Raw genomic sequence first — 22,522 nt, 5'->3', positions numbered from 1 at the left:
CGCCATATCCTAAAGAAAACGAGTGCTTGTGCCTAAGGATCCCCTGACTTATGAAAGCGACCCCTAGATTTTTTCCTTCACTGTGTATCACCGTTACGATGAGCTTTTTGGCACCAATGGTGGTTTGCGGTTTACTTTTGACCCTCTGTGCGGCGGTGGGGATTTTCCCTGGGGTACCTGGGGTAACTGTTGAATTGTTAACGGATGCCTTTGGGAATGTGCTAAAAGTTTTTGGCAATGGGCGCATTTGGGAAGGGGTCTTAGTCATTGCGATCGCCTGTGGTTTTGTCGGCGGTATGTTTGAAACCTTTAACTTTTACTATTACCAAAACATGAATTAAGGAACTAAAGTCCTGGGGGCGACCGTCTGAGAACATAACGGAAAATTGTGATTGGTTACTATAGAAAAAGACAAGCCTTCGGTTTGTTAGCCAATCTACCTTCCCTATTCAAAACAGCCACAGGAACACAAGCATCATGTTGCATCGTCGAAAAAACCGCTGGATGTATGGCCTATTAGCCTGCATTGTCGCGATCAGCGTCAACCTTGCGACACCCACCGTTAGCCAGGCGGGTTTTTTTGAAAATCTTTTGCGGGGCGTTCTAATTTGGGGGGTGCAGAGTTATCAAATTTCCAATCTCTCGGATGCCCAGGAACAGGACTTTGGTCAACAAATTCACAATGAACTGACTCGTTCCGGCCAGGTTAAACTCTATCAAAATCAGCGGGTTGTGAGCTACATCAACGAAATTGGCCAACGTTTAGCGCGTCAAAGCACACGCCCAAATTTAAATTACAAATTCTTTGTTGTCGAAGATGACAGCGTGAATGCCTTTGCCACCATGGGGGGGTACAACTACATCAACACAGGGCTAATTAAAACCGCCGCTAATGAGGCAGAACTTGCTAGTGTGATTGGTCATGAAATTGGTCATATTGCGGCGAAACATTCCCTAGAACAGATGAGAATGCAGGCCCGGAACCAGGGTATTTTGGCGGCGACGGGCTTGGATAGTAGTCAGATTGTCCAGTTGGGGGTGGCGATCGCCGTTGATTATCCCAACAGTCGCAGTGACGAAACGGAAGCGGATGATCTTGGGTTTAATATGTTGACCCGGGTCGGCTATGCCCCAGAGGCGATGGCTTCATTTATGAAAAAGTTGATGGCAGCCAACAGTGGTGGTGGTCGTCCCCCAGAATTTTTGAGTACCCACCCAGCCACCAATGATCGAATTGTGCGACTCCAAAATAAAGCAGCCCGTTATTCGGGGAATCCCCAAGGTTCGCTCTATGCGGAGGGGTTAAATCAGCAACGTTATCGGAGTCGTCTGTCGCCCCTGCTCTAAATGGTTGGTTTTTAACTCAGTTTTTAGGCGATCGCTTTCCTTGGCGATCGCCTTTTTGGGGTATATCTGTGAGCAAAAAAAATCCCCCATGGTGCTGGGGGAAGGGAATTTTGTTCGATATATGCGGGCGAGTTAGTTAACGGCCGCCCTGTTTTTGTTTGAGGATATCGAACATGGCATCCTGAATTTGTTCCTGGAGAGTCGGATTATTAGGCAGCTGATTACTAATGCGATTAAAGGTGCTGCGGGGCATAATGTCGTCAATGAGGTTGGGCAAGACATTGTTGCAGTAGTTACGCACTTTCCCAATGGCGGCGCGGTTATTGAGACGGTTAATACTCTGAGGCTGATCGCAGCGAATTTCCCAGTCCGGTTTGCGGCCAATGAGATTTTCGACTTCCAGCAAAAGATTATCCATGCTGTTATTGCCGTAGATCGCCAGATAGGCTTCGGCATAGCGATTAATGTCTGCGGTGCTCGGTTGTTGGGCGATCGCCTGATTTTGCCAGCCAAGAATTTCCGGTTTGAGGGTTAATTGGGGCGCTAGCCCCAAGCCCAGGGCGCTGAGGGTAAGGCAACTGCCCAGCAAATAATCTTGGAAGCGACGGGGTAAAAGCATAATGACCGATGGGGAATAAAAATCAGCGATGGCAAATTTTAAACGTATTTAATATTAAAGAATAGGTTTTAGGGAGGGAAGTTCCAGGGGGCAACTTTTTTCTGCCATGGTTGCAAGGGTTTAGCGGAAATGCTGACAGAGTTCGAGAATTTTAGTCGGGAGAATTTCCTCGGCGATCGCCCCTTGTTTCAGTCCGGCTTCGAGTTCGAGCAAAATCGGTAGGGTTTTGAGGAGTTGCTGACCCCGCAACCGGGAAATTTCCTTTTTCAGAAAATATAATCGTTTGGGATTCTTGAGATCGGCCAGTTTGGCGATCGCCTGATCGTCCCGTTCCCCAGCCTCGATCATTACCTTAATAATTGTCCACATCCGGAATTGCCCGATCAACGTCGCCACAATCCGCAGGGCAGGCTCATTTTGCGCCAACAGTTCCCCCACCAATTGAATCGCTAAACCACCATTGCCTTCCCGGATCGCCTCACAGAGTTGCAAACTATTTTGGTTCGTTGCTGCCACCAGTTGCTGAATTTCTACTTGTGTTAACGGTTGTGTCCGGCTCCCCTGATAAATCTTGAGCTTTTCTAACTCATTCCAGAGCCGTCGCGTATCATTGCCCACCGCTTCACCGAGCAATTCCGTTGCTGGTCGATCTAAATTCACCCCCAATTCCCGCGCCGTATTTCTGACCCGATCCGCAAGGGCTTCCGTCTGCCACGGGGGAATCGGCGAAAACTCCCGTACTTTCGCGTGTTCCTGGATAAATTTTGTCGATTTTAGCCGCTTATCTGGTTTTTTTCGACTGGTGATGAGGAGATGTGAACTATCCGGAACCACAGGTAATGTCCGGTGCAATTCCTGCAAAAGACTATCCGAGCAAGATTGGCACAACGTCGCTTCATTCAGCCAAACTAACCGTCCTCCCATACCAAAGGGCGGCGTCATTACCTCGTTCAGCGCATCAATAATACTTTCCTCTTTACTGCCGTCGTAGGTCTGAAAATTAAACGACAGCCATGCTGGATCTAAAACCGATTGCTTAATCTGATCCACCGCTTGGGCGATCGCAAAATCATCCTCTCCCCAGAAAAAATACACCGCCATCGCAATCCGCTAAAATCACAAACAAATCAAGGTAAAGTAAATAGAGCATCCCTCGCAACGTAACCATTATGCCCAGAACACAGCGCAACGATAATTTCATCGACAAAAGCTTTACGGTGATGGCCGATATCATCCTCAAAATTCTGCCCACCAATAACCGTTCCAAAGAAGCCTTTGCCTATTATCGCGATGGGATGTCGGCCCAAGCCGATGGGGAATATTCCGAAGCCCTCGAAAACTACGAAGAAGCCCTGAGGCTTGAAGATGACCCCAATGATCGTAGCTATATCCTCTACAATATGGGCCTGATCTATGCCAGCAACGGCGATCACAACAGAGCCCTAGAACTCTACCACGAAGCCATTGATCTCAATCCCCGGATGCCCCAGGCCCTAAATAATATTGCGGTGGTCTATCACTACCAAGGCGAAAAAGCAAAGCAATCTGGCAATGAAGACGAATCAGAAGCGCTCTTTGATAAAGCTGCAGAATATTGGAAGCAGGCGATCCGCATCGCGCCGAACAACTACATCGAAGCGCAAAACTGGCTGAAAACCACCGGCCGCTCGGAAATGGACGTCTTTTTCTAACTGAGTTAGTGATCGAAACTTTAAAGTAAGCATTTACATTGAGAATTTAAACATGATTGATCTTGAACAGGTCCGCAAGGTTGCCCATTTAGCACGTTTGGAATTAACGCCGGAAGAGGAACAGCGCTTACCCTCCCAACTCAGCGCGATTTTAGACTATGTCGAACAACTCAGCGAACTGGATACGGACAATGTAGAGCCGACCACTAGGGCGATTGATGTGAGTAATATTACCCGCGCCGATCAACAAAAAACTTACGGCGATCGCCAACTTTTACTCGATAATGCCCCAGACCGCGAAGATGATTATTTCCGAGTCCCCAAGATCCTCGGCGAAAGTGAATAAGTAAAATTATTCAGTTTAATTTGCTGTTATAAATCCTCGTAAGGGGATTTTTTTGTGTCTCTCTAGTACAAATCTCAAGGTTTTCGAGGACTTCCAAAAAATTTGTACAATACAATACGGTTTCTTTAAAAAATATTAAGGTTTTATCCATGGGCCAGACCACAGAAGCGCAAACCCTAAAGTACGGTGAGCGGGAAATTGAAAATGGCGAACTCATTACTTTCCCGAACCCCCGTCCCGGACGTCGCTATACCATTAACATCACCCTGCCAGAATACACTTGTAAATGTCCTTTTTCTGGCTATCCGGATTTTGCAACGATTTACATTACCTATGTACCGGATCAGAAAGTGGTGGAGCTAAAAGCGATCAAGCTTTACATCAACAGTTACCGCGATCGCTATATTTCCCACGAAGAAGCAGTTAATCAAATTCTCGATGACCTGGTCGCGGCCTGTGATCCCCTCGAAATGACGATCAAAGGAGACTACCAGCCCCGTGGTAATGTGCATACTGTCATTGAAGTTACCCACACCAAAGAACAAGCATGATGATTTTCGCTTGGCAGTTCCAATCCCCTGGCCCCATTTTGTTTGAGGTGGGTAATTTTGCAATCCGTTGGTATGGTCTTTTAATCGCGATCGCCGTGTTGATCGGTGTGAATCTCTCTCAATTTTTGGCAAAGCGACGGGGGGTTAAACCGGAGTTGCTAGCCGATTACGTCATTTGGGGAATTATTGGGGCGATTCCCTGCGCGCGACTGTATTATGTGCTATTTCAATGGCGCAGCTACGCCGATCGCCCCCAGGATATTATTGCAATCTGGCAAGGGGGCATTGCGATCCACGGGGCGATCCTTGGCGGTGTGATTGCGGCCTTAATTTTTTGTCGCTTGAATCGCCTTTCTTTTTGGCAACTGGGGGATTTGATTGCGCCTGCTCTGATTTTGGGGCAAGCCATTGGTCGCTGGGGAAATTTTTTCAATTCGGAAGCCTTTGGGGCACCAACCGATTTGCCTTGGAAGCTTTATATTCCCCTCCAAAATCGCCCTTTAAACCTTGTGGAATATGAATATTTTCACCCGACTTTCCTCTATGAATCTGTCTGGAATCTTGGGGTTTTTGCGTTACTCCTCTACTTGTTTTTCTGGGGTTTGCGCCATGGCGATCGCCTCAAAACAGGCACAATTTTCCTGACCTACTGGATCGCCTACAGTGCTGGCCGCGTCTGGATCGAAGGCTTGCGCACTGACAGTTTGATGCTTGGTGGGATTCGCGTCGCCCAATTGGTCAGTTTGACAGGAATGGCCCTCGGTATTTTGGGATTAGTCTGGTTATATGTTCTAAAACGACGCTTACCCGATGTGCGATCGCCGCGGGAATTGCGAGAGGCAGAAGCTATTCCAGAAAACTCCGAGACTTAAACCGTTACCCTTGCTCCTCTAGTGACAACAACATTATCCATGGGCCAAACCATCCTCGTTACGGGCGCTGTCCGCTCTGGCAAAAGTGAATGGGCCGAACACCTTGCACTCCAGTCCCAACGCCCCGTCACCTACATTGCGACGGCCACTGAAAATCCTGACGATCCCGAATGGATGGCCCGGATCCAACACCACCGCGATCGCCGCCCGAAAAATTGGGGATTTATGGGTGAGTCAGTCCATCTAACCGAAGCGATGCGACATATCCCCGAAGACCACTGCATCCTTGTAGATTCCCTCGGTCTGTGGGTGGCCAATCATTTAGAAACAGAGCCTGCTCCTTGGCACCAGCTCACCACAGCATTTTTGGAGGCGATTAAAAATTCCCCACGGATGCTAATTCTTGTCGCCGAAGAAACGGGTTGGGGCCTCGTCCCCACTTACCCATTAGGACGCTTATTTCGCGATCGCCTGGGCCGTTTGATCCGCGAAGTGGGCCTCGTTTCCGATCAAGTCTATTTATTGGTGGGTGGTCATGCCTTGGATATCAAAACACTAGGACATCCCTTGCCTCCGGTAAAAACGCCCCTCAGCTGAGGTTGATTGTATCTTTTTGTAACAAAAACTCTGCTAGATATTAAGAAAAGTGTTTACACTCAGGTTATGAAATCCTTCAGAAGGCTATATGCCTATGGAGTATGTGTTATTTTAAGAAACGTTAACCATCTGAAATAGCCTATATTTCACAAGGTTGACCCGCTTACATGATTCTCGGAAACTCCCCTGACCATAGGATTTATACCTATTGGCTTTTGCTCATTTGACAGGGAGAATCCATAACAAGGAAACTAGCGTAAGCCATTTAATATCCAACCCTTGTTCATTCATATAGACAAGAGGAATTAAAAACTATGACTATTGCAGTCGGACGCGCGCCCCAGGAACGAGGCTGGTTTGATGTCCTCGATGACTGGTTGAAGCGAGATCGATTTGTCTTCGTCGGTTGGTCCGGTATCCTCCTGTTCCCCTGCGCCTTCATGGCTCTCGGTGGCTGGTTGACTGGTACCACCTTCGTTACTTCTTGGTACACCCACGGATTAGCATCTTCTTATCTCGAAGGGTGTAACTTCCTGACTGTTGCTGTATCCAGCCCTGCTGACAGCCTCGGTCACTCCCTCCTTTTCCTCTGGGGCCCCGAAGCCAACTGGAACTTTGCCCGTTGGTGCCAACTCGGTGGACTCTGGAGCTTTGTTGCCCTCCATGGTGCTTTTGGTCTGATCGGCTTCATGCTGCGTCAGTTTGAAATTGCCCGTCTGGTGGGTATCCGCCCCTACAATGCGATCGCCTTCTCTGGCCCCATCGCGGTATTCGTCAGTGTATTCCTGATGTACCCCTTGGGTCAGTCTAGCTGGTTCTTTGCCCCCAGCTTTGGTGTCGCTGGTATCTTCCGTTTCATTCTGTTCTTACAAGGTTTCCACAACTGGACCCTGAACCCCTTCCACATGATGGGTGTTGCAGGGATTCTCGGTGGTGCGCTGCTCTGTGCGATCCACGGGGCAACGGTAGAGAATACCCTGTTTGAAGACAGTGACCAAGCGAACACCTTCCGAGCGTTTGAGCCGACCCAGGCAGAAGAAACCTACTCGATGGTGACCGCAAACCGTTTCTGGTCTCAGATTTTCGGGATTGCGTTTTCCAACAAGCGTTGGTTGCACTTCTTCATGCTGTTTGTGCCTGTAACTGGCTTGTGGATGAGTTCTGTGGGGATTGTGGGTTTAGCATTGAACCTACGGGCCTATGACTTTGTATCCCAGGAAATCCGCGCGGCGGAAGACCCCGAATTTGAAACGTTCTACACGAAGAATATTCTGTTGAACGAAGGTATGCGTGCATGGATGGCACCGCAAGACCAAATTCACGAACAATTTGTATTCCCTGAGGAGGTATTACCCCGTGGTAACGCTCTCTAATGCGCCCATTTCCGGTGGTCGTGATATCGAATCGACCGGCTTTGCGTGGTGGGCTGGTAATGCCCGCCTGATCAATCTCTCCGGTAAGCTCTTGGGTGCCCACGTTGCCCATGCTGGCCTTATCGTATTCTGGACTGGTGCGATGACTTTGTTTGAAGTCGCTCACTTTGTCGCAGAGAAGCCCATGCACGAGCAGGGTTTCATCCTGATGCCTCACCTCGCAACCCTTGGTTGGGGTGTCGGCCCTGGTGGTGAAGTTATTGATACTTTCCCCTACTTTGTCGTTGGTGTATTACACCTGATCTCTTCTGCGGTTCTCGGTCTGGGTGGTATCTACCATGCTGTCCGTGGCCCTGAAACCCTCGAAGAATATTCCAGCTTCTTTGGCTATGACTGGAAAGACAAGAACCAAATGACCAACATCATTGGTTATCACCTCATCCTCCTGGGTTGTGGTGCGTTGCTACTTGTCTTTAAAGCGATGTTCTTTGGTGGTGTGTACGACACCTGGGCCCCTGGTGGTGGCGACGTGCGTATCATCAGTAATCCAACTTTGAACCCGGCAGTAATCTTTGGTTATCTGTTCAAGGCTCCCTTCGGTGGCGAAGGCTGGATGATCGGTGTCAACAACATGGAAGATATTATCGGTGGCCACATCTATGTGGGTCTGATTTGTATCTTTGGTGGTATCTGGCACATTCTCACCAAACCTTTCGGTTGGGCCCGTCGTGCGCTCGTTTGGTCTGGTGAAGCTTATCTTTCCTACAGTCTCGGTGCGCTGTCTTTGATGGCCTTCATCGCGACTTGCTTTGTGTGGTTCAACAATACTGCTTACCCCAGTGAATTTTATGGCCCGACTAACGCTGAAGCGTCCCAGTCCCAGGCTTTGATCTTCTTGGCTCGTGACCAATCTATGGGTGCGAACGTTGGTTCTGCCCAAGGTCCCACTGGTCTTGGTAAGTACCTGATGCGTTCTCCTACCGGTGAAATCATTCTCGGTGGTGAAACCATGCGCTTCTGGGATTTCCGTGGTCCTTGGCTGGAGCCCCTCCGTGGCCCCAATGGTCTTGACCTCGATAAAATCCGCAATGACATTCAGCCTTGGCAGCTTCGTCGTGCGGCTGAATACATGACCCACGCCCCTAATGCTTCCATTAACTCTGTTGGTGGGATTATTACGGAGCCTAACTCCTTCAACTTTGTGAACCTTCGTCAGTGGTTGGCTGGTTCTCACTTTGTTCTTTCCTTCTTCTTCCTCGTTGGTCACCTGTGGCATGCTGGTCGTGCACGGGCGGCTGAGGCTGGTTTCGAGAAAGGGATTGACCGTGAGACTGAGCCTGTACTGAACATGAACGAACTCGACTAAGAATCTGTTGAGGCGTCAGTTTAGTTACTGAGTTTCATGAATAAAAACTCCTGCCCTAGGGTAGGAGTTTTTTGCTTGGGGCATACCAGCTTTAGAAGAATCAATACGAGCGGAACATGGCTTGGGTGCCTTGTTCGAGGGCATCAGCTAACTGGGCGGTGTCTTTAAATTTTTGGGTTGCTAAAGTTACACCGGGTAATTCCAAGTCTGAGAGACTTTCATTGACTAGGCGGAGGTCTTTGATGATGTGCTTGACCATAAAGCCCGGTCGAAAATCCCTGGCGGTAATTTTGTGACCGAGGTTGGCGATCGCCCAGGAACCAGCCGCCCCAGTCTGACAAACTTCGATCATTAAATCTGGGTCAAGGCCTTGGGATTGAGCCAACTGAATCGCTTCACAGAGGGCCACCATGTGGATTGCACAGAGGACTTGGTTGCACATTTTCACGGCTTGACCACTGCCTGTATCTCCACAGTAATAAATATTTTTTCCCATGGCTTCGAGGTAAGGTTTGGCTTCGTCAAAATCCGGGCGATCGCCCCCGACCATAATCGTCAAGGTGCCATTTTCTGCGCCAACATCCCCGCCACTGATGGGGGCATCGAGGAACCGGAGATTTTTTGTTTTGAGGGTTTTGGCAATTTCCCGGGCCGCCGGTTTTCCAATGGTGCTGAAATCAATGATTAGGGCATTGGGTTTTGCGTCGTGGATTACCCCTTCTTCTCCTAGGAGAACCGATTTCACGTCGGGGACATCGCTCACACAACTAAAAATGTAATCTGCATCATCTACCGCAGTGGCGATCGCCGGCGCAACAGACAAACCTGCGGCGGTGACCCTAGCCAAGTGGGGACTGGCAGCGGAACGGTTCCACACAGTGACTTGATAACCTTTTTTCTGGAGGTTGAGGCTCATCGGTGCCCCCATGACCCCCATACCGAGAAATGCAATTTTTTTCGTCATCGTTTAAGTATCAATGATGATCAAGATCGCCTCTAGGTTACTCCGGGAACAACTGAATTTCCGGAGACTCTAGATCATCTGTGCCTTGTTTTAAGGGGATCTGTCTCTGGGGAAATATCCGACTCTGGCACAGTGGGGCGTGGCTCAACCTCTGGCTCAGGAGCACTTTCAGCGGTTGCTGGGGGAGACGATGTTTCTGGTTCTACTTCTGATTCCGGTGCGGTTGGTTGCGGGTCTTCAACTTCTGGAGTGTTTGTGGTGGGAGCGACTTCTTCATCAATCTCTGGCGGAAGATCGGGTTGCTTAACTTCCAAAGATGACTCAGATTGATTCGGGCTTGCCTCCTCAACGGTCGCAGCGGGTTCTTCTTCGGTTGGCATTGCCTCAGGGAGATCAGGAGAAGGGCTGGATTCTGCTTCTGGTACTACCTCTTCTTCTAAGGTTGGCAAGGTTTCTTCTGGGGCAGGAGCCGCTTCTGTTTCTGCTGGTGGCGTCGCTTCATCAACTTCCGGAACAACGGTTGGTGCTGGCTCTAATGTTTCTTCTGGGGCAGCCGTTTCGACTTCGGGCGCAAGAGGTTTGGTGGTGACGAGGCGTTTCGCGGTTCTGAGGGAGAGTTTGTTTTGGACGAGCTTGGCGAGGGTATCGTTGAGCTTCGGATCGTAGTTGATGACGCGGACAGGGCTATTGTAGGTATTTTCTAACAGTTCCCCTTGGTCATCGATAAATTCTAGCTTGAGCCAGTTTTCGCCTTTCTTGAAGCCTTCGAGGTAAATGGGATGCCAGTCATCGAGAATAAAGCTCTCACCATTGATGGTGATCCGGATACGCCAGTCATTCACATCATCACTATTGTCGGCCTGGGCAATGAAGTGCAGTGGGGCATTGGTCAGATAAAAATCCAACATGATCGGCTCAGCACCATAGGTTCCCTGGGGGCGGCTATAGGTGAGGAGGGGCTGTTGGAAATCAGGAATATTGTTATTACTTTTGGTGAAGATATTAAAAGTAGTTTCGGCATAGGCACCTTCGTTTTTAAAGCTTTCGTGCCAAGGACGGGAAGCAAAGGCGCGGATCAGGTGGCTACCGGGACTGAGGTTTTCGAGGGTGACGGGTTTGCTGGTGTCGTAGACGGCAATGTAGGGCTGGTCATCGACAAAGAGGTGAATGTGCGGCCCCATGCCTAGTTCTTCGTCCTTGAAAATGGGTAGGTCATTGACCTGGAGTTGGACGTCGATAGTGGTGCTGTTAAAGGTTTCGTCGGGACGGGGACTGAGAATTTTGACCTGGGGTTGGTACTGGTCTAATTCTTGGCGCAGTTCGGTAATTAGGCTGGGCGTCGCCACTTCTGTGAGGGCTTGGGTGGTGACGGGCGTCGGTTCGCGATTGAGATCACTGGCAAGGCGGGCATCGAGGCGATCGCCACAACTCCACAGGCCCAATGCCAAAACAACGAGGAGAATAATCCGCTTAAACATTTCCCACAGTCCTTGATAAGCCACGCTTTTTATCTTCTCACTGACCTGACAAACCGCCAACATCCAATCAGAAGAATAGCTTTACCAGCGAATTTTATAGAGGTGAAACAGTTCGCCCGATTGTTCTTTGACGATTTTGGCCCCGGATTTTTTGATCAGGCCTTGCCAGTCGCTTAGGTCTTCGAGGAATACTTCCGCGCCCAGGTAGGTTTCCAGGATTGACCAGTCTTCAGCCATATCTTGGCTTGGGTCAATCACATCAAAGACAAAAAAGCCACCTGGTTTGAGGACACGCCGGACTTGCTCTAACACGGTCTCCCAATATTCCAGGGGATAGTAACAGCTAAATCCGGTGGCGATCGCCAAATCGAAAAAACTGTCCTGATAGCTTTCGAGGTGATGGGCGGGTTTGTTCGAGATACCTTTAAACAGTTTGGAATTGAGCTGGGGGGCGCGGGATTGGAGGATTTCTGTGGCAACTTTACTGATGTCTTGGCCATAAAAATAGGCATTCCAGTCGCGCCAAGGATAGATCAAAAAGCTGATTCCGCAACCGAGATCGAGGCAAGCTTGGTTTTTTTTCGGTTGGGCCAGTTCCCAAAATTTCGAGGTAACGCGGTTCTGGAGCTTGCCGGATTGCCAGTCAAGGAAAATGGGCAGGGCTTGTACTTCGTCGGGGAGATCGGGTTTTTGGTTTTGATATTCTGCGTCGAAACGTTTGGCGATCGCCTCCGTGAGGGTAAACCAATTTAATTCGCGGTTGTCGGTGGGTAACTGGGAAAACATGGGCCGCCCCGAAGTTTAGAAAATTCAAACCATTCCATTGTACAAGTCGCAATCTACAGGGAATCCGTCATCGCAAGTTGGGGGATAAAGTCAGTTTCAACAAGGCAGAGATTAAGGCTGAGTTGTAGTTGCTGGCAGAGGGTATTGATCATGTTTTGGATGTCATCGGCCACAAACGTAAGACCGGGGATTAGAGGCTCGCCAAAAACTTTTTCATATAGTTTTGGATCGGGATTTAGACGAATCGAGCCGTGCTGCAAAATTGCCCCTTGGCGACGTAATTGTGCTGATCCAATCAGTTTATAACCAGATTCCGTTACCAAATCTGCCTTGGTATGGGTGCGAAAACAGCTATCAAAATACCCATAATTCCGTTGCTGGTGGCCATAGCTTAAAGGAATTCCCAATTCCCCAAACCCAGCAATGAGAAATTGGCAGAGGGTTTCGTAGTTTGTTTGGCGATCGCCTTTTAACCCAGACGTAATAATCGCGTAGGTGAGATCTCCCTGATGAAGCACCGCCCGACCGCCACTGGGCCGCCGCACTAGATCAATTTTTTTGCCTTTGTAGGTCAAATTTTCCCAAAAATCGGGATATTTGCGCTGATGGTAGCCGAGAGAAATCGCCACAGGCTGCCAGGTGTAAAACCGCAGCACTGAGGGGATTTTGCCCTGGAGATGCTGATCCAAAAGCCAGGCATCGATCGCCATTTGGGTTTCCCCAGACGCTTCGATGGGCGGAATATAGTGCCAGACTCCAGCCATTACAAAAGATTTTTCGGGAGATAGCCGAGGATTTTTTTAATATCCTGGGTGCGGTGCTTATCCACAATCAAAGTCACATCCCCCTGGCGCACCACCACCACGTCTGCAACTCCTAGGGTTACTACCGTTTCGTCGGGGTTGTCACTGTAGACAATCGCCCGTTCTGTCTCGAAGGCATGGTGATTCCCCACACAAACATTCGTCACCGCATCGGGGGGTAACAATCTTTCGAGCGATCGCCAATCCCCCAGATCATCCCAACCGAATTCTGCGGGCAACACATAGGCATGGGCCGTTTTTTCCATCAGGGCATAGTCGATGCTAATTTTCGGCAAGCTATTGTAGGCGTCGATGCCTTGATTTTGAAGCGGTTCTAGGATCTCCGGGGCGTAGCTAGCGAGTTCCTGGAGTACCGTGCGGATCGAAAAGAGAAAAATCCCGCTATTCCAGCTAAATTTGCCCGTTTCCAAAAAAGATTTCGCCACAGCCGTACCGGGTTTTTCGTAGAACTGATTCACCTTGAAAATGCCCGTTTCAACCGCTTCCCCCTGCTCGATATAACCATAACCCGTGGCGGGATAGTCCGGTTTGATACCGATGGTGGCGATCGCCAATTTATCTTTGACAAAATTCGCCGCTTGGTCGAGGGTTGCCCGGAATTTATCTGGGTCGCCAATCCAATGATCCGCCGGGAAAAAAGCAACGACCGTATCCTCTGGGTAGTATTGCGCCAACTCTAAACAAGTCCAGGCGATCGCCGCGGCCGTATCCCGTCGTTCTGGTTCTACCAAAATATTACGCTGGGGCAGTTGGGGCAGTTGTTCCCGCACCAGATCCGCAATTTGCGCCGCCGTAATCACCCAGAGATCTGTCCAATTGTCCTGGGAAACTAAACGATTTGCCGTCGCTTGGAGCAAACTCACCCCAGACCCATCGAGGCTGAGGAACTGTTTCGGGCGGTCTTGACGACTGAGGGGCCAAAAACGTTCGCCCTTGCCACCAGCCAAAATTACGGGGATGAAAGTCATAGGTTGGGAGTGCTTAATTACGGTAGGCCTTCGCCGAAGCGCGAATCCAGGTTACAGCAGCAATGGTAAAGGGGATCAAGAAAAATAAAAAGCCAAACCAGAGGGAATTTGCCCGCACAAAGGGCTGGCTGATCATTAGGGCAATAATGAGGCCACAGTAAACCAGCCCCGCCACGGGCAAGCCCAAAACCAGCAAAATAAATTTTGTATCCCGATCCATCCTGCAAAATTCCCTTGGTAAATACCGTTGCCGTTGATTCTAGCTATGGATCCGGGGTTCCGGGTGGAGGGTCGAGAGAATTTCACTTTCGGCGATCGCCAATTCCTCAAGCCGCTGATTGACTAAATCTTGCTCGTAATAAGTTGTTGCCAATACCCAGTAAGCCCCATAATGCCGCGCTTCCGAGGCCATCAATCCCCGATAAAATTTTGCCAAATCCGGCTCCGGGCAATGTTCCCCCAACAGGCCCAGACGTTCGTGGGAGCGGGCTTCGATTAACGCTGAAATTAACAACGAATCCAACAGCCGTTCCGGTTCCTGGGGTCGGATCAATTTGCGCAACTGGCCGCCATAGGGGGGCGCATTCAACGGCGCGAGGGGAATATTTTTCCGTTCTAGCCACTGGTTCACCAGCTCGAAATGCTCTAATTCTTCCTTGGCGATCGCCGTTAATGCTTTCACCAGTTCCACCGCCGACGGATACCGGAACATCATATTGAGGGCGACCCCTGCCGCTTTCCGTTCACAGTGGGAGTGATCCAGCAAAATCGTATCCAAATTAGCGAGGGCGAGTTCGATCCATTCCGGGCGGGTCGGCTCCTGGAGAAACTTGATCCGGGGTAAAGTCGCAGCAGTCATAGATTTGGGGAGATGGCGGACAACTCAACAGTATATAGTTTCCCCAAGCCCGATGCAGAATAGCTGCTATCGAGAGCAAGTTTCCTGCGAGAACGGCCACAACTCTTTATAATTTTTGGAGCAAAATTTACCGTAGCAAAGGCGATCGCCCATGAATTTTAATGTCAGAAAAAACAAATTGACCTGGTACATCACCGCCCAGATTGGGGTTTTGATGTTTCCCTTTGGCCTCTGTCTCCTGGGGGAATCGATTACCCGTCGCATTAATGGGGAACCCTGGTTTTGGTGGGGGACGGTGAGCCTAATTGTCGTCAATGCTGGCCTAGGGCTGATGATCGAAAGTGGCCTGATTGGTGGCTTTCCCCGCAATAACAGCGACGACAAAGCAGAATCTTAGACTTTTTTACCATGACTTTTATTCCCCCAAAGAAGCATACTGCGGCAATTAACGGCCTCCCCTTGAGCTATTACGAATGGCATCCCGGCGGTGAACCCGTTGTGCTCCTCCATGGCCTTGCGGATCATGGTTTGGTGTGGGCCAGCTTGGGGGAAAGTCTAGGGGAAAAATACCATGTGGTTGCCCTGGATCTGCGGGGTCATGGGGACAGTGGCAAACCGGAAACGGGTTATACTTTCGCCGATTACAACGCTGATCTGGACGGCATTTGTCAGCATTTCGGCTGGTCGCAGGTGAATCTCCTCGGCCACAGTTGGGGGGCAAAAATTGCTGCTGTTTGGGCAACCCAAAATCCTGAGAAAGTGAAAAGTTTGATTCTCGCTGATCCGTTTTTTATGGGACAACTGCCCCTCTGGTGGCGCTACACCTTCCCCATTGGCTACCAGGTGCTGCCCTTTTTAAAACTGTTGGGCCAATTCGAGAGCTATCACCAGGCCGAGGCGATCGCCAAAAAACTGAAGCAATATCGCGGCTGGAACGAGTGGCAACAGGCGATTTGTCGGGAAAGCTTTCTGGAAAATCCCGACGGCACCTGGACAAGCAAATTCGTGAAACGCGCCTGTGACGAAATTTTCCTCGATATTCTCCGGGTCAATGGCCTCACACAACCCCTAGGGATGCCGAGCCTGTTTGTGCAGCCAGAGGGAGGGTTAAATCGCCTCGAATTCCAGCTCAAGCCCTACCGTCAATATTTAACGAATCTCCAATGGCAAAAAGTCCCTGGCAACCACTGGGCCCACATGGTCGAACCGGAAGCCTTTAATCAGGCGATCGCCAATTTTCTCTCTAGAAGTTTATAGATATCTCACACCAGACCATCGTGATCTTTTCGGCGATGAAAATATGATGTGTCATTAATTTTGGGAGTAAATATCCAATCCAAAAGGCGATCGCCCCTAATCGTAGCAGGGGTTCACCAGCGTCAACCCCGACTAACAGGAGCAACTAACTTTCCTTGTATGCCTCCATCCCCTCACAGGAGCAGACCAAATTTCTGTCCCCATAGGCATTATCAATCCGGCCCACCGTCGCCCAGAACTTATGCTGTTTCAACCAAGAGGCAGGATAGGCCGCCACCTCACGGGAATAGGGATGACTCCATTCGCCACAAATAACCGACTCTGCCGTATGGGGCGCATTTTTCACCGGATTATCTTCCTTAGAAATTTTGCCCGCTTCAATCAGGCGAATTTCCTCCCGAATCGCAATCATCGCCTCACAGAAACGGTCTAACTCCTCTAAAGATTCACTTTCAGTGGGTTCGATCATCATCGTCCCCGCCACAGGCCAAGAGATTGTCGGCGCATGGAAACCATAATCCATCAAACGTTTTGCCACATCCTCCACCGTAATGTCTGCCGATTTTCGCAGATCCCGCAGGTCGATAATGCATTCATGGGCAACGCAACCATTGGTTCCTTTAAACAACACCGGATAATGGTCATCCAAGCGTTTGGCGATGTAGTTGGCACTGAGAATCGCCGCTTTTGTCGCTTTCGTTAAACCGGCTGTTCCCATCATGGCGATGTACATCCAAGAGATCGGCAGAATACTCGCACTCCCAAAAGGAGCTGCCGAAATTAAGCCAATATTGTCGGTATTCCCGTCTAAATTGGTCTTGGGCAGATAGGGGACGAGATGGGCGGCGACACCAATCGGGCCAACCCCAGGCCCCCCGCCACCGTGGGGAATACAGAAGGTTTTATGTAAATTCAGGTGACAAACATCCGCACCGAAATCTCCGGGCCGACAAATGCCCACCATCGCATTCATGTTTGCGCCATCGAGGTACACCTGGCCGCCGTTGTCATGGATCACTTGGCAGATGTCTTTGATTCCCACCTCAAAAACCCCGTGGGTCGAGGGATAGGTGACCATTAACGCGGCGAGATTCTCTTTGTATTTTTCGGCTTTAGCTTTGAGATCCTCTAGTTCAATATCCCCTTGGCTACTGCAACATTTAATCGGGATCACCTTAAAACCACACATCACTGCACTGGCCGGGTTTGTGCCGTGGGCGGATTCGGGAATCAGACAAATATTCCGCTGGCGATCGCCGTTTTTGATGTGGTACTGACGGATCACCTGTAACCCTGCATATTCCCCTTGGGAGCCAGCATTGGGTTGGAGGGAAACCCCCGCAAATCCAGTGATTTCAGCCAGCCAATGCGCCAACTGGTCGCACATTTGCTGGTAGCCCTTGGTTTGGCTGCGGGGCGCAAAGGGATGCATTTTGCCAAAACTTGCCCAGGTGACCGGCATCATTTCCGCCGTCGCGTTGAGTTTCATCGTGCAGGAACCCAACGGAATCATCGAGGTGGTCAGCGATAAATCTTTGCTCTGGAGGTGGTGAATGTAGCGTAGCAACTCCGTTTCGGAACGATAGCGATTGAATACGGGATCCGTTAAAAAGTCACTGGTACGGCGGAGCGTTTCAGGGAAGTTCGGCGTAAAATTCCGGGCAAGCTGGGTGTAGGTAAAGGGAATTTCGGCATCGCCAAAAATTGCCCAAATGGTTTCAATCTCGCTGGCGACCGTGGTTTCATCGCAACTGATGCCGATATTACCGTCCGCAAAGTAGCGGAAATTATAGCCCTGTGCCTCGGCGCGTTGACGAATGGCTTGCGCTTGCTCTGCCGTGGTTTGAACTTTAAGCGTGTCAAAAATTGGTTCTTGATTGGACGCAAAACCGAGTTTATCTAACCCCGTCGCCAAGATTTGCGTGTGTTGCTGCACTTGGGTGGTGATCGCCTTTAGCCCTTCAGCCCCGTGGTAGACCCCATACATCGAAGCCATCACCGCCAGCAGCACCTGCGCCGTACAAATATTACTGGTCGCCTTGTCTCGCCGGATGTGCTGTTCACGGGTTTGCAATGCTAGCCGTAAAGCGGGTTGACCCTGACTATCCTTTGAGACGCCGACGATGCGCCCCGGAATTTGCCGTTGATATTTTTCTTTCGTCGCAAAATAAGCCGCGTGAGGCCCACCATAACCGAGGGGAACCCCAAACCGTTGACTCGTTCCCACCGCAATATCTGCGCCCATTTCTCCCGGTGGCGTGAGGACACATAAACTCAATAAATCCGCTGCCACCGTGGCGATCGCCTTTTGGTCGTGAGCTTGTTGGATAAAGTCACGATAATCAAAAATTGCCCCATTCGTCGCCGGATATTGCAGCAACACCCCAAACACAGCATCAGTCATCTCAAAGGTGCGATGATCACCAACGATCACCTGAATGTCTAGGGGAATCGCCCGTGTCCGCACCACCTCAATCGTTTGCGGATGGCACAATTCCGACACAAAAAACGTATTCACCTGCTTCTTTTTACAGAGTCCATAGCTCATCGCCATCGCCTCCGCCGCCGCTGTCCCCTCATCCAACAACGACGCATTGGCAATCTCCAGCCCCGTCAACTCGATCACCATCGTCTGGAAATTTAACAACGCCTCTAGACGACCTTGGGCAATTTCCGCTTGATAGGGCGTGTAAGCCGTGTACCAACCCGGATTTTCTAAAATGTTGCGCTGAATCACGGGCGGGGTCACACAGTCGTAATAGCCCATGCCGATGAAATTTTTGTAAACCTGATTTTGGTTGGCGATCGCCGCCAGGGTGTGTAAAGCCTCTTGTTCCCCCTTCGCGGCGGGTAAATTCATTGCTAATTTTTGGCGAATCTTGGCGGGAACCGCTTGATCAATCAAGGTCTCCAACGCGTCATACCCTAAAAATGCCAGCATTTTTGCCATTGCCCCATCACTAAGACCAATGTGACGGCGAGCAAAAGAATGATCCTCAGGAGCATGAGAACGCGGCGGCAACTGTTGCAAATTAACCATGAAATCACCAGAAAAAAGCAGGCTTAAGCACTTATCATAATAGGGAAAAATCACCCCCCACGGGCTGCTGATGTGGTTCTCCAACCTAAGATTTCCCATCACAACATCCCCCAACCCCAGCGTAAGGTCGCCCACCCCATGTCCCTAATGTCTCTCCGGGCGGGACTGTGGGCCCTAGGCCATACCCTTTTCCCTCAACGCTCATCCGATGGAGGTTCTACACTTTGTGGCGACCATTTTAGTCATTGAAGATGAACTCAGTGTTTTAAATATTTTGCGGGACATTTTAACCGTCGAAGGGTTTGCTGTAATCACAGCGACCGATGGGCAAATCGGCTTAGAAACGGCCTATGCGCAGCTCCCCGATCTCATTATTTGCGATGTAAATTTACCGCGATTAGACGGGTACGGTGTTCTCAAAGCACTCCATAGCAACTCAACCACCACCACTATTCCGTTTATTTTTCTGTCAGCCCGCGCTTCCCGTTCTGCCCAACGCCAAGGGATGGATCTAGGGGCCGATGACTACATTCCCAAGCCCTTTACCCGTCAGGAACTGCTCAATGCGATCCGGGGACGCCTCAGTCGCCGTCAGGGTCTCGCCCAACATTCAGCGCAACAGTTAGAGCAACTGCGACGCAATTTAACCATGGCCCTTCCCCATGAGCTGCGCACTCCCCTCCAAGGCATCATGACCTCAGCGGAGTTGCTGGGGGAATGTTGGGAAACCCTAGACCGCCAAGAAATCCGAGAAATTAGTGAGAGCATTCGTATTTCAGCCAGTCGCCTCCATAATTTAATCCAAAAGTTCTTGCTATACACCAAGCTCGATTTAGCCACCCACGATCCCGATGATTTTCACCTCTGGTATAGCCCTGTCACCGAGAAAAGTGACACGCTCATCACTACTTTGGCCCGACAAATTGCCAAACAATACCAGCGACCAGAGGACTTGAAGCTGGAGTTATGTGCGGCGAAGGTTGCAATCTCAGAGAAGTGGCTTGTTACCCTGGTGCAGGAAATTGTCGATAATGCGTTTAAATTTTCGGAGCACACTTCCCAAACCCAGAAACGCATTCTGCTGAAGAGTCGGATCAATGGCAATGTATGGCAGTTAGCGATCAAAGACCATGGTCGTGGCATGAGCCCAGAGCAGATTCGGGCCTTGGGGGCCTATATGCAGTTTGACCGTCAACAGTATGAGCAGCAGGGGTCTGGTCTCGGATTGGCGATCGCCGAACGGATCGCAAAAATTTATAATGGGACGGTGACGATTAAGAGTACTGTAGGGACAGGAACCACGGTGATTGTCACATTTCCGACTGCGACTTCGGAACAAATTCCGACAGAAAACCGCCTCAGTTAGTGCCCGCTGTTATTTTTTCTCCATGAGTCAATTACACAATGCCTTTACCCTGTTTGTCAGCCTGTTGGTGGAGGCGATGCCCTTTCTGCTACTGGGGGTAATCCTTTCGAGTGTGCTGTTGGTGTGTGTAGATGAACGCCAACTGATCCAGCGTTTACCGAAAAATCCAGTTTTAGGGGCTTTTATGGGCAGTTGCATCGGGTTTTTGTTTCCGGTGTGTGAATGCGGCAATGTGCCCGTGGCCCGTCGCTTTATGCTCCAGGGGATTCCCACGTCCGTGGCGGTAGGTTTTTTGCTGTCGGCCCCCACCTTAAATCCGGTGGTAATTTGGTCGACTTGGATCGCCTTTCGGGGCCAACCGGAAATCGTCCTCTATCGGGTGCTGGGTTCCTTGGCGATCGCCACCATCGTCGGCACAGTGTTTAGCGTCGAATCAGACCCCAAAAAGCTGCTCCAACCGAAACTGGCCCAACGCTTAAAATTTGTCCAGCAGGTCAACGAAAACCAGGCCCAGGCAGCGAACACCAGTCCTCTGCTCCAATCGGGGACATTTTTCCTCGGTGCCCAGCAGACAGTCCCCCTCGAAACAGTGGCGACCCAAATGCCAGCACCAGCGACGACCCAAGACCGGAGCTTTAAAACCCTCTTTGGGGCCTTGGTTAACAATATTTCTGTGGAATTGCGGGAACTGGGAGCGGTATTGATTTTCGGCAGTGCGATCGCCGCGTTGATCCAAGTCTTTGTGCCCAGGGAAGTGGTCTTGAGCCTCGGCCAAGGGACGATTACCTCCATTGTGGCGATGATGCTGTTGGCGGCGATTGTTTCCATCTGTTCGACGGTAGATTCTTTCTTTGCCCTGTCCTTTGCTTCCACCTTCACGACGGGTTCCCTACTAGCCTTTTTGATTTTCGGGCCAATGATCGATATCAAAGCAGTCGGCCTGATGCTCTCAATTTTTAAACCCCGCTTTATCCTGTATTTTTTCCTCTTGGCGGGTCAGCTCACCTTTCTTTTTGCCCTCGGCTATAGCTATTTCCTTTAGGGGGCCAGGGAATTTTTGCGGGGAGACGCGTTTCAGTTTTCCAGAAGTCCGCCGCAACGTACAATAAAGACCGTCTTCACAGTTTGAGTTCTATGCAGTACCACGCACAAGTTTATGTTACTCTCCGTCCCTCTGTTCTTGATCCGGCTGGTGCCGCTGTCGAATCAGGTCTAAGTCAATTGGGCCATGGGGGCGTCTCTGGGGTACGCATTGGGAAATATATCGAATTAAATCTTGCCGCCGCTGACGAAGCAGAAGCCAAGGCGAAAGTGGATCAAATGTGCGATCAACTGCTTACCAACCCAGTCATTGAAAATTATCGCTTCGACCTCACCCCCCTGAAATAACGATAAATTTCCGCCCGATCTTCCCTTGCAATCCTTCAATTAATTGGTAACGACACGATGAAATTTGGTGTAATTGTTTTCCCTGGCTCAAACTGTGACCGTGACATGGCAATGGTGACGGAAGGGATTTTTGGGCAGCCGACACGGATGGTCTGGCACCAGGAAACAGATATTACGGACATCGATGTGATTGCGGTGCCTGGGGGCTTTAGCTACGGGGATTATCTCCGCTGTGGGGCGATCGCCCGCTTTTCTCCGGTAATGCAGAGCGTCATCGATCACGCCAACCAAGGAAAATACGTGTTGGGGGTTTGTAATGGCTTCCAGGTGTTGACGGAAGTGGGTCTGCTGCCTGGGGCTTTGGTGCGCAACCGAAATCTGCACTTCATTTGCGATCGCCAATATCTCCGGGTTGAAAACAACGACCAGGTGTGGACAAGGGGTTATCGCCAAAACCAGGTGATCAATATTCCCATCGCCCACGGAGAAGGACGCTACCATGCCGACCCCGACACCCTCAAGGCGATCGAAGATAAAGATCAGGTGCTGTTCCGTTACTGCGATGCCCAAGGCAATGTAAATGAGGCTGCCAATCCCAACGGTTCTCTCAACAACATCGCTGGCATTACCAACCAAGCTGGCAATGTTTTAGGAATGATGCCCCACCCGGAACGGGCCGCCGATGGCAGCCTCGGTTTAGTAGACGGGAAAGGTTTATTTGAAGGGCTCTTAAATCTCGTCGCCGGATAGCTTGAAGATTAGGCGAAAGCAGCAAAAAACCGCTCTAGACGACCATTAAGGTGCGAAGCGAGTATCTAACTACCGAGGC

25 protein-coding genes are annotated in these 22,522 nt (G+C 50.2%); 15 read left to right on the top strand and 10 right to left on the bottom strand.

The genetic code is table 11. The features are described 5' to 3' along the window. Window positions 1–98 precede the first annotated feature (98 nt). Both FEK30_RS12140 and FEK30_RS12135 read left to right on the top strand, forming a co-directional pair. A complete protein-coding gene (locus FEK30_RS12140) occupies window positions 99–341 on the top strand; it encodes a hypothetical protein (RefSeq protein WP_255447879.1) in 243 nt (80 codons plus the stop codon). Window positions 342–477: 136 nt separating this feature from the next. Next, window positions 478–1,347 carry a M48 family metallopeptidase gene (locus FEK30_RS12135; protein ID WP_030007031.1) on the top strand — a complete coding sequence of 290 codons (870 nt, stop codon included), beginning with the start codon at window positions 478–480 and terminating at the stop codon, window positions 1,345–1,347. Between the two features lie 136 nt (window positions 1,348–1,483). Here FEK30_RS12135 and FEK30_RS12130 read toward each other — a convergent pair whose 3' ends face one another. Together FEK30_RS12130 and holA are read right to left on the bottom strand one after the other, a co-directional pair. Further along, entirely contained in the window at window positions 1,484–1,966 is a 483-nt protein-coding gene (locus FEK30_RS12130; RefSeq protein WP_012307182.1) for a DUF4168 domain-containing protein, read from the bottom strand. A gap of 120 nt (window positions 1,967–2,086) precedes the next feature. Next, window positions 2,087–3,067 carry a DNA polymerase III subunit delta gene (gene holA / locus FEK30_RS12125; protein WP_138073325.1) on the bottom strand — a complete coding sequence of 327 codons (981 nt, stop codon included), beginning with the start codon at window positions 3,065–3,067 and terminating at the stop codon, window positions 2,087–2,089. 68 nt (window positions 3,068–3,135) lie between these two features. Here holA and FEK30_RS12120 point away from each other — a divergent pair, with 68 nt between their 5' ends. From FEK30_RS12120 to psbC, 7 genes are all read left to right on the top strand, one after another. Continuing rightward, the gene (locus FEK30_RS12120; protein WP_099238558.1) at window positions 3,136–3,657 is read left to right on the top strand and encodes a photosystem I assembly protein Ycf3; all 522 of its coding nucleotides are present in this window, start codon (window positions 3,136–3,138) and stop codon (window positions 3,655–3,657) included. A gap of 52 nt (window positions 3,658–3,709) precedes the next feature. Continuing rightward, window positions 3,710–4,003 (top strand): Asp-tRNA(Asn)/Glu-tRNA(Gln) amidotransferase subunit GatC, encoded by a 294-nt coding sequence (gene gatC, locus FEK30_RS12115; protein WP_099238560.1) that lies wholly within the window; start codon window positions 3,710–3,712, stop codon window positions 4,001–4,003. A gap of 149 nt (window positions 4,004–4,152) precedes the next feature. Beyond that, entirely contained in the window at window positions 4,153–4,554 is a 402-nt protein-coding gene (gene queF, locus FEK30_RS12110; RefSeq protein ID WP_062434213.1) for a preQ(1) synthase, read from the top strand. Next, a complete protein-coding gene (gene lgt / locus FEK30_RS12105; RefSeq protein ID WP_062436594.1) occupies window positions 4,554–5,426 on the top strand; it encodes a prolipoprotein diacylglyceryl transferase in 873 nt (290 codons plus the stop codon). Before queF ends, lgt begins: the two co-directional genes overlap by 1 nt. 39 nt (window positions 5,427–5,465) lie before the next feature. Further along, the gene (cobU, locus tag FEK30_RS12100) at window positions 5,466–6,023 is read left to right on the top strand and encodes a bifunctional adenosylcobinamide kinase/adenosylcobinamide-phosphate guanylyltransferase (RefSeq protein WP_138073810.1); all 558 of its coding nucleotides are present in this window, start codon (window positions 5,466–5,468) and stop codon (window positions 6,021–6,023) included. A gap of 314 nt (window positions 6,024–6,337) precedes the next feature. Continuing rightward, window positions 6,338–7,396, top strand: coding sequence for a photosystem II D2 protein (photosystem q(a) protein) (gene psbD / locus FEK30_RS12095; RefSeq protein WP_012307174.1), 1,059 nt, complete (start codon window positions 6,338–6,340; stop codon window positions 7,394–7,396). Then, entirely contained in the window at window positions 7,380–8,762 is a 1,383-nt protein-coding gene (gene psbC / locus FEK30_RS12090) for a photosystem II reaction center protein CP43 (RefSeq protein ID WP_030008145.1), read from the top strand. Before psbD ends, psbC begins: the two co-directional genes overlap by 17 nt. Before the next feature lie 100 nt (window positions 8,763–8,862). Here the strand turns inward: psbC and FEK30_RS12085 are convergent, their stop codons facing one another. The 7 genes from FEK30_RS12085 to FEK30_RS12055 form a co-directional block, all read right to left on the bottom strand. Further along, window positions 8,863–9,726: an NAD(P)-dependent oxidoreductase gene (locus FEK30_RS12085; protein WP_138073324.1), complete on the bottom strand. Its 864-nt coding sequence runs from the start codon at window positions 9,724–9,726 to the stop codon at window positions 8,863–8,865. 74 nt (window positions 9,727–9,800) lie between these two features. Beyond that, window positions 9,801–11,228 carry a hypothetical protein gene (locus FEK30_RS12080; protein WP_138073323.1) on the bottom strand — a complete coding sequence of 476 codons (1,428 nt, stop codon included), beginning with the start codon at window positions 11,226–11,228 and terminating at the stop codon, window positions 9,801–9,803. Between the two features lie 57 nt (window positions 11,229–11,285). Continuing rightward, window positions 11,286–11,990: a class I SAM-dependent methyltransferase gene (locus tag FEK30_RS12075; protein ID WP_138073322.1), complete on the bottom strand. Its 705-nt coding sequence runs from the start codon at window positions 11,988–11,990 to the stop codon at window positions 11,286–11,288. Window positions 11,991–12,043: 53 nt separating this feature from the next. Next, a complete protein-coding gene (locus tag FEK30_RS12070) occupies window positions 12,044–12,754 on the bottom strand; it encodes a lipoate--protein ligase family protein (protein ID WP_255447878.1) in 711 nt (236 codons plus the stop codon). Continuing rightward, complete coding sequence (locus FEK30_RS12065) at window positions 12,754–13,782, bottom strand: mannose-1-phosphate guanylyltransferase (protein ID WP_138073321.1); 1,029 nt, start codon at window positions 13,780–13,782, stop codon at window positions 12,754–12,756. Before FEK30_RS12065 ends, FEK30_RS12070 begins: the two co-directional genes overlap by 1 nt. Before the next feature lie 13 nt (window positions 13,783–13,795). Further along, window positions 13,796–14,002 (bottom strand): hypothetical protein, encoded by a 207-nt coding sequence (locus FEK30_RS12060; protein WP_012307167.1) that lies wholly within the window; start codon window positions 14,000–14,002, stop codon window positions 13,796–13,798. A gap of 39 nt (window positions 14,003–14,041) precedes the next feature. Further along, the gene (locus FEK30_RS12055; RefSeq protein WP_138073320.1) at window positions 14,042–14,641 is read right to left on the bottom strand and encodes a MiaE family protein; all 600 of its coding nucleotides are present in this window, start codon (window positions 14,639–14,641) and stop codon (window positions 14,042–14,044) included. A gap of 151 nt (window positions 14,642–14,792) precedes the next feature. Here FEK30_RS12055 and FEK30_RS12050 point away from each other — a divergent pair, with 151 nt between their 5' ends. Together FEK30_RS12050 and FEK30_RS12045 are read left to right on the top strand one after the other, a co-directional pair. Beyond that, window positions 14,793–15,038, top strand: coding sequence for a hypothetical protein (locus FEK30_RS12050; protein WP_012307165.1), 246 nt, complete (start codon window positions 14,793–14,795; stop codon window positions 15,036–15,038). 11 nt (window positions 15,039–15,049) lie between these two features. After that, on the top strand, window positions 15,050–15,898 hold the full coding sequence (locus tag FEK30_RS12045; RefSeq protein ID WP_138073319.1) for an alpha/beta fold hydrolase: 849 nt from the start codon (window positions 15,050–15,052) through the stop codon (window positions 15,896–15,898). 145 nt (window positions 15,899–16,043) lie between these two features. On the opposite strand, the gene gcvP is transcribed toward FEK30_RS12045, so the two are convergent. Beyond that, window positions 16,044–18,938, bottom strand: coding sequence for an aminomethyl-transferring glycine dehydrogenase (gene gcvP, locus FEK30_RS12040; protein ID WP_168191148.1), 2,895 nt, complete (start codon window positions 18,936–18,938; stop codon window positions 16,044–16,046). Between the two features lie 226 nt (window positions 18,939–19,164). Here gcvP and FEK30_RS12035 point away from each other — a divergent pair, with 226 nt between their 5' ends. From FEK30_RS12035 to purQ, 4 genes are all read left to right on the top strand, one after another. After that, window positions 19,165–20,304, top strand: coding sequence for a hybrid sensor histidine kinase/response regulator (locus tag FEK30_RS12035; protein WP_168191147.1), 1,140 nt, complete (start codon window positions 19,165–19,167; stop codon window positions 20,302–20,304). Between the two features lie 22 nt (window positions 20,305–20,326). Next, the gene (locus FEK30_RS12030) at window positions 20,327–21,346 is read left to right on the top strand and encodes a permease (protein ID WP_062434180.1); all 1,020 of its coding nucleotides are present in this window, start codon (window positions 20,327–20,329) and stop codon (window positions 21,344–21,346) included. Window positions 21,347–21,438: 92 nt separating this feature from the next. Next, window positions 21,439–21,693, top strand: a complete 255-nt coding sequence (gene purS / locus FEK30_RS12025) for a phosphoribosylformylglycinamidine synthase subunit PurS (protein ID WP_012307160.1) — start codon at window positions 21,439–21,441, stop codon at window positions 21,691–21,693. Window positions 21,694–21,750: 57 nt separating this feature from the next. Further along, window positions 21,751–22,443 carry a phosphoribosylformylglycinamidine synthase subunit PurQ gene (purQ, locus tag FEK30_RS12020; protein ID WP_138073317.1) on the top strand — a complete coding sequence of 231 codons (693 nt, stop codon included), beginning with the start codon at window positions 21,751–21,753 and terminating at the stop codon, window positions 22,441–22,443. The last annotated feature ends 79 nt before the right edge of the window (window positions 22,444–22,522 follow it).

Source organism: Picosynechococcus sp. PCC 11901, assembly GCF_005577135.1.
GTDB lineage: Bacteria > Cyanobacteriota > Cyanobacteriia > Cyanobacteriales > MRBY01 > MRBY01.
This window is presented reverse-complemented; position numbering and strand designations above follow the sequence as displayed.

Excerpts from the sequence above, each read along its gene's own strand:
- gatC (WP_099238560.1), top strand. The coding sequence starts at position 3,710 with ATGATTGATCTTGAACAGGTCCGCAAGGTTGCCCATTTAGCACGTTTG.
- queF (WP_062434213.1), top strand. The coding sequence starts at position 4,153 with ATGGGCCAGACCACAGAAGCGCAAACCCTAAAGTACGGTGAGCGGGAA.
- holA (WP_138073325.1), bottom strand. The coding sequence starts at position 3,067 with ATGGCGGTGTATTTTTTCTGGGGAGAGGATGATTTTGCGATCGCCCAA.
- FEK30_RS12045 (WP_138073319.1), top strand. The coding sequence starts at position 15,050 with ATGACTTTTATTCCCCCAAAGAAGCATACTGCGGCAATTAACGGCCTC.
- FEK30_RS12065 (WP_138073321.1), bottom strand. The coding sequence starts at position 13,782 with ATGACTTTCATCCCCGTAATTTTGGCTGGTGGCAAGGGCGAACGTTTT.
- FEK30_RS12075 (WP_138073322.1), bottom strand. The coding sequence starts at position 11,990 with ATGTTTTCCCAGTTACCCACCGACAACCGCGAATTAAATTGGTTTACC.
- FEK30_RS12070 (WP_255447878.1), bottom strand. The coding sequence starts at position 12,754 with ATGGCTGGAGTCTGGCACTATATTCCGCCCATCGAAGCGTCTGGGGAA.
- FEK30_RS12030 (WP_062434180.1), top strand. The coding sequence starts at position 20,327 with ATGAGTCAATTACACAATGCCTTTACCCTGTTTGTCAGCCTGTTGGTG.
- cobU (WP_138073810.1), top strand. The coding sequence starts at position 5,466 with ATGGGCCAAACCATCCTCGTTACGGGCGCTGTCCGCTCTGGCAAAAGT.
- FEK30_RS12140 (WP_255447879.1), top strand. The coding sequence starts at position 99 with ATGAGCTTTTTGGCACCAATGGTGGTTTGCGGTTTACTTTTGACCCTC.
- purQ (WP_138073317.1), top strand. The coding sequence starts at position 21,751 with ATGAAATTTGGTGTAATTGTTTTCCCTGGCTCAAACTGTGACCGTGAC.
- FEK30_RS12055 (WP_138073320.1), bottom strand. The coding sequence starts at position 14,641 with ATGACTGCTGCGACTTTACCCCGGATCAAGTTTCTCCAGGAGCCGACC.
- gcvP (WP_168191148.1), bottom strand. The coding sequence starts at position 18,938 with ATGGTTAATTTGCAACAGTTGCCGCCGCGTTCTCATGCTCCTGAGGAT.
- FEK30_RS12085 (WP_138073324.1), bottom strand. The coding sequence starts at position 9,726 with ATGACGAAAAAAATTGCATTTCTCGGTATGGGGGTCATGGGGGCACCG.
- FEK30_RS12120 (WP_099238558.1), top strand. The coding sequence starts at position 3,136 with ATGCCCAGAACACAGCGCAACGATAATTTCATCGACAAAAGCTTTACG.
- purS (WP_012307160.1), top strand. The coding sequence starts at position 21,439 with ATGCAGTACCACGCACAAGTTTATGTTACTCTCCGTCCCTCTGTTCTT.
- psbD (WP_012307174.1), top strand. The coding sequence starts at position 6,338 with ATGACTATTGCAGTCGGACGCGCGCCCCAGGAACGAGGCTGGTTTGAT.
- FEK30_RS12060 (WP_012307167.1), bottom strand. The coding sequence starts at position 14,002 with ATGGATCGGGATACAAAATTTATTTTGCTGGTTTTGGGCTTGCCCGTG.
- FEK30_RS12050 (WP_012307165.1), top strand. The coding sequence starts at position 14,793 with ATGAATTTTAATGTCAGAAAAAACAAATTGACCTGGTACATCACCGCC.
- FEK30_RS12135 (WP_030007031.1), top strand. The coding sequence starts at position 478 with ATGTTGCATCGTCGAAAAAACCGCTGGATGTATGGCCTATTAGCCTGC.
- lgt (WP_062436594.1), top strand. The coding sequence starts at position 4,554 with ATGATTTTCGCTTGGCAGTTCCAATCCCCTGGCCCCATTTTGTTTGAG.
- FEK30_RS12130 (WP_012307182.1), bottom strand. The coding sequence starts at position 1,966 with ATGCTTTTACCCCGTCGCTTCCAAGATTATTTGCTGGGCAGTTGCCTT.